Genomic DNA, 5,277 nt, shown 5'->3' with positions numbered 1-5,277 from the left:
ATCCAGGCCAATGCAAAGGAGTGTTGTTCGGCCCCGCCCTTCACCCGGCCAAGCGCCATCAGGAAACTCGATTCCGACGGCGCCAGCAATTTGTCCTCGGTGATGGTGCCGGGCGTCACCAGCCGCACCACGTCGCGGCGCACCACCGACTTGCCGCCGCGCTTCTTCGCCTCGGCCGGATCCTCGATCTGCTCGCATACGGCGACGCGGAACCCTTGTCCGATCAGCTTCTGCAGGTAGTCGTCGGCGGCATGCACCGGCACGCCGCACATCGGGATGTCTAGACCCTGGTGCTTGCCTCGTTTGGTCAAGACGATGCCGAGTGCCCGGCTCGCCTTCTCGGCGTCGTCGAAGAACAGCTCGTAGAAATCGCCCATGCGATAGAACAGCAGCGAATCCGGGTTCGCCGCCTTGATCTCGATATACTGCTCCATCATCGGCGTGGCGCCGCCGCCCGTGACGGGCATGGGCGTCGTCGCCTCGGGGGCGTCGGGGTCGGTCGCCATGTGTATGTTCATGCCGGCACGCTAGCAGATGTGACTGCCGGGTTTAATGCCGGCAGCTCGAAAAGCAGGGGAAAGGGGGCGCCGGGCTTGCGACGTTGCCTGAAATTCAAATCGCGAATACTGAGGGATCGGAGCTTGGGCGGGACGCAGTGGACAAGGACAGGCACGAGACTTTCGAGGAGATGATCGGTCCCGTCGGGTCGCCGTTGCAGCACATGCTGCTCAAGGCAGCGCGCCGCGCCAACCGAACCGCCGACAAGCTCAGGCTCTCCGCGCGAAAGCGGTTTCCCTTCATCCTTCCGTCCCGTGGTCCCCTGGCCGACCTCGACGGCGGCATCCAGGTTTCCGTGCATGTGATTAGCCGCGACCCTCTGGTGCTCTATACACCGGTCGGCGGGCCTCGCCCGTTTTACTCTGTTGCCGCCATCGGCCGGCGCCTGGCGTCGCGGCGCGCCGCATTCCTGCTGATGCCGAGCTGGTCCCTGGAGCGACCGGCCGTGGTCGACCAGATCGGTCGGGATCTCGCCCGCTATGCCGCGCGCTTTCCGCATCACGAGATCATCTTCCTCTGCAACACCGAGGAGGAGCGCCGCCTGATCGCCGCGGTTGGCGGTACCGCGATCTTTTCCAATCACAATCTGATGATATCGGAGGATGTGTTCCGGCCGCTGCCGGACGTGCCGGTCGAGTTCGACGCCGTCTACAATGGCCGCATATCGCACACCAAGCGGCACTACCTTGCCTTCGATGTCGAAAGGCTGGTTCATGTCACCACGTCGATCGGCGAACTGCCGCCTTCCGGCGCCCGCGTCTTCGTTCGCCGCCTGCAGTCGCAATCGCCGTTCCACCGCATTGCCAATCCGATCGTCGATGGTATGACCGCAAGACTCTCGCAGGAGCAAGTCAATCGCGTCTACAACCAGGCCGCGGTCGGGCTCTGCCTGTCGGCAAGCGAAGGTGCGATGTACTCCAGCATGGAATATCTGATGGCTGGGCTGCCGATCGTCTCGACGCCGAGCCTTGGCGGGCGCGACGTCTATTTCGATCCGGACTATTGCCTGATCGCCGAGCCGGAGCCCGCGGCAATCCGAAAAGCTGTGGAGACGCTGCGCGACCGCCGGATACCGCGCGAAGAGGTCAGAAGCCGAACGCTGGAAAAAGTGCGCCCGCAACGGCTGGAGATGATGGCCTATCTGTCAGCGCTGCTGCGGCGCATGGGCAGCGACGCGCCGCCGCTCTCGCAATGGCCGTTCCCCCCGACCTCTGCGCTGATGCGATGGGCGCCGGTGCGCGACCATGCGCGCGAGCTTGCCGCGCTCACCTCCTCGTCTGATCGAGTCTGACCGAAGCGCCGCGCTCGACCACGATTCCCTGTCGCTTGGCGGTTTACAGCGGCGGCGTGTGGCCTTAATTCGAAACTCCACAAAAGCACCCGTCGCAAGCGGTGCCGCACGGGTGAGGAAATCGAAAGCATCATGGCCAGGAAAACCGAAAACCCCGGACCCTCCGTCAGTGCGCAGGAGGCGCTGGAATTCCACGCCATGGGCCGCCCCGGCAAGCTGGAGATCGTCGCTACCAAGCCGATGGCCACCCAGCGCGACTTGAGCCTCGCCTATTCGCCGGGGGTCGCGGTTCCCGTCCTCGCCATCGCCGAGGATCCCAGCCGCGCCTTCGACTATACGGCGCGCGGCAACATGGTCGCCGTCATCTCAAACGGCACCGCCATTCTCGGCCTCGGCAACCTCGGCGCGCTGGCCTCGAAGCCGGTGATGGAAGGCAAGGCGGTTCTGTTCAAGCGCTTCGCCGATGTCGATTCCATCGATCTCGAAGTCGACACCGAGGATGCCGACGAGTTCATCAACTGCGTGCGTTTCCTTGGGCCCTCCTTCGGCGGCATCAACCTTGAGGACATCAAGGCGCCGGAATGCTTCATCATCGAGCAACGGCTGCGCGAATTGATGGACATACCGGTCTTCCATGACGACCAGCATGGCACCGCCATTATCTCGGCCGCCGGCCTGATCAATGCGCTCAAAGTCACCGGCCGCGACATGCAGACCACGAAAATGGTCTGCAACGGGGCGGGTGCGGCCGGCATCGCCTGCATCGAGCTGATGAAGGCGATGGGCTTTACGCCTGAAAACATCATCCTGTGCGACACCAAGGGCGTCGTCTTCCAGGGCCGCACCGAAGGCATGAACCAGTGGAAGTCCGCGCATGCCGTCAAGACCGACGCGCGCTCGCTGGCCGAGGCGCTGGACGGCGCCGACGTATTCCTCGGCCTTTCCGCCAAGGGCGCGCTGACCACCAGGATGGTGCAGTCGATGGCCAAGAACCCGATCATCTTCGCCATGGCCAATCCCGATCCGGAGATCACGCCCGAGGAAGTGGCCGAGATCCGCACCGATGCCATCATGGCGACGGGGCGTTCGGACTATCCGAACCAGGTCAACAATGTGCTCGGCTTCCCCTACATCTTCCGCGGCGCGCTCGATGTACGGGCCACCACCATCAACGACGACATGAAGATCGCCGCGGCACGAGCGCTGGCCGAACTCGCGCGCCAGGACGTGCCCGACGACGTTGCCGCCGCCTATCAGGGCAACCGGCCGAAATTCGGCCCCAACTACATCATTCCGGTGCCGTTCGACCCGCGGCTGATCTCGGCCATTCCGATCGCCGTCGCCAAGGCCGCGATGGACTCAGGTGTCGCCCGCAAGCCGATCCTCGATCTCGACCGTTACGCGCAGGAACTGTCGGCACGCCGCGACCCGATCGCCTCGACCCTGCAGCGCATCTACGACCGCGTTCGCCGCCAGCCCAAGCGCATCGTCTTCGCCGAGGGCGAGGAGGAGCAGGTCATGCGCGCCGCCGTCTCCTATGTGAACCAGCGGCTCGGCACCGCCATCCTGCTCGGCCGCGACGACATCATCAAGGAGAATGCCAGGAACGCCGGCATCGAGATCGACAGGCAAGGCATCGAGATCATCAACGCCAGGCTGTCGCGCCGCAACGGCGTTTACACCGATTATCTGTACGAGCGCATGCAGCGCAAGGGCTTCCTGTTCCGCGATTGCCAGCGCCTGATCAACAACGACCGTAACCATTTCGCTGCCTGCATGGTGGCGTTGGGCGACGCCGACGGCATCGTCACCGGCGTAACGCGCAACTATTCGACTGCACTCGACGACATCCGCCGCGTCATCGACGCCAAGCCCGGCCACCGCGTCATCGGCGCCTCGATCGTGCTGGCGCGGGGCCGAACCGTGATCGTCGCCGACACCGCCGTGCACGACATGCCGAATGCCGAACAGATCGCCGACATCGCCGAGGAAGCCGCCGGCTTTGCCCGCCGCATGGGTTATGAACCAAGGCTCGCCATGCTCGCCTATTCCACCTTCGGCCATCCGCAGGGCGAGCGCTCCGAACGTGTCCAGGAAGCGGTGCGCATCCTCGACAAGCGGCGCGTCGATTTCGAGTATGACGGCGAGATGGCCGCGGACGTGGCGCTCAACGCGCGCGCCATGGCGCAATACCCGTTCATTCGGCTCACCGGCCCAGCCAACGTGCTGATCATGCCGGCCTTCCACTCGGCCTCGATCTCGACCAAGATGCTGCAGGAACTCGGCGGCTCGACCGTCATCGGCCCGCTGCTGGTCGGCTTGAACAAGCCGGTGCAGATCGTCTCGCTCAACGCCAAGGATTCGGACATCGTGAATATGGCGGCCATTGCGGCGTATACTGCGGGGGCGTGACCGACGGTTCGCATCGCGGACGAAAAAGCCTCCCCCGCATGCCGGGGAAGGCCAGATTCATGCTGATGGGATAGTTTATTCCCAGCCGCGGCAGCTCTGATACGCATGCCGCCAGTAGCGCCAGCCGGTCGTCTTCCATTTCCAGAATTCATAGCCGCAGCCACCATGATCGGAAGCGACGATCGTCACGCCGCCCCAAAACCAGGAGCCGTGCTTGTGTTGGCCATGGTGATTGCCGTGGTGGCCGTCATGGTCCTTGCCGGGTTTGCATCCGACAATCTTGCAAGGCAGCTTGGGCCTATGCTTGAGGATCGGCGGCTTGGCTTTGCAGCCAACCACAGCGCAGTCGATTTTCGCATTAATCTTGGGGCGGATCTTGTCGCCAAGGAACGGCAGTTTGTCTGTCGGCCTGAGAGTTTCGCTGCGTCGGGCGATGTGATACTGCGGCGCCGAGTTCTGCTTCACCGCCTGTGAAATACCCTGCTTCAGCTTGAACTTGCCTTCTTCGGCCTGGGCGCCGTTGGTGACGGCCATGGCTCCGATGATCGTGGCCAGCAGCAGGACGATGCCGGCGAAACGACGTTCGATCCTGAACATCGATGTCAGGCGCGCCATGCCTTTGCCGAGCGCGGCCGATCTGTCCTGGCGCGCGCGTGCCATCGCGCCGGTGTAGAGCTTTTCGTGCTGCGTCGGCGTCAACGCGCCGGGATCGACGCCGCTGAAAGCGTCGACTGTTACGAGAGTAAACATCTTCCTGATCCTTCAGTGTTAGCGGCCTCGACCGCGGAGCCGTCCCGACGGGTTCGCTCCATGGCGCGGTTTTTCGCTCCCGGTTGTTTCGGATGAATGCCGAAACTCGACTGAAGTGTTTCAATTGTTGCGGTTCGACCGTGCAGTGCGATGGCACAAGCCGCCGCTACGCAGCGACATCACATCAAGGTCAGGGCCACCGCATATGGGTGTCCCCCTCATCCGGCCGCTTCGCGGCCACCTTCTCCCCGCTGGGGAGAAGAGGC

At 63.7% G+C, this 5,277-nt stretch carries 3 protein-coding genes and 1 pseudogene; 2 read left to right on the top strand and 2 right to left on the bottom strand.

The features are described 5' to 3' along the window. Positions 1 to 518: pseudogene (locus tag E5W87_RS33530) on the bottom strand (DNA mismatch repair protein MutS); the annotation flags it as partial. 137 nt (positions 519 to 655) lie between these two features. Between E5W87_RS33530 and E5W87_RS33525 the strand changes: the two are divergent. Together E5W87_RS33525 and E5W87_RS33520 are read left to right on the top strand one after the other, a co-directional pair. Further along, positions 656 to 1,849: a glycosyltransferase gene (locus E5W87_RS33525; protein WP_292407665.1), complete on the top strand. Its 1,194-nt coding sequence runs from the start codon at positions 656 to 658 to the stop codon at positions 1,847 to 1,849. Between the two features lie 132 nt (positions 1,850 to 1,981). Then, positions 1,982 to 4,261: an NADP-dependent malic enzyme gene (locus E5W87_RS33520; RefSeq protein ID WP_292407662.1), complete on the top strand. Its 2,280-nt coding sequence runs from the start codon at positions 1,982 to 1,984 to the stop codon at positions 4,259 to 4,261. A gap of 75 nt (positions 4,262 to 4,336) precedes the next feature. On the opposite strand, the gene E5W87_RS33515 is transcribed toward E5W87_RS33520, so the two are convergent. Beyond that, entirely contained in the window at positions 4,337 to 5,011 is a 675-nt protein-coding gene (locus E5W87_RS33515) for a hypothetical protein (RefSeq protein ID WP_292407659.1), read from the bottom strand. Positions 5,012 to 5,277: the final 266 nt, after the last annotated feature.

Origin of the sequence: Mesorhizobium sp. (genome assembly GCF_004962925.1) — a bacterium.
In the GTDB taxonomy this organism is placed as follows: Bacteria; Pseudomonadota; Alphaproteobacteria; order Rhizobiales; family Rhizobiaceae; genus Mesorhizobium.
The sequence above is the reverse complement of the archived record's forward strand: the minus strand, read 5'-3'. Positions and strand labels throughout refer to the sequence as shown.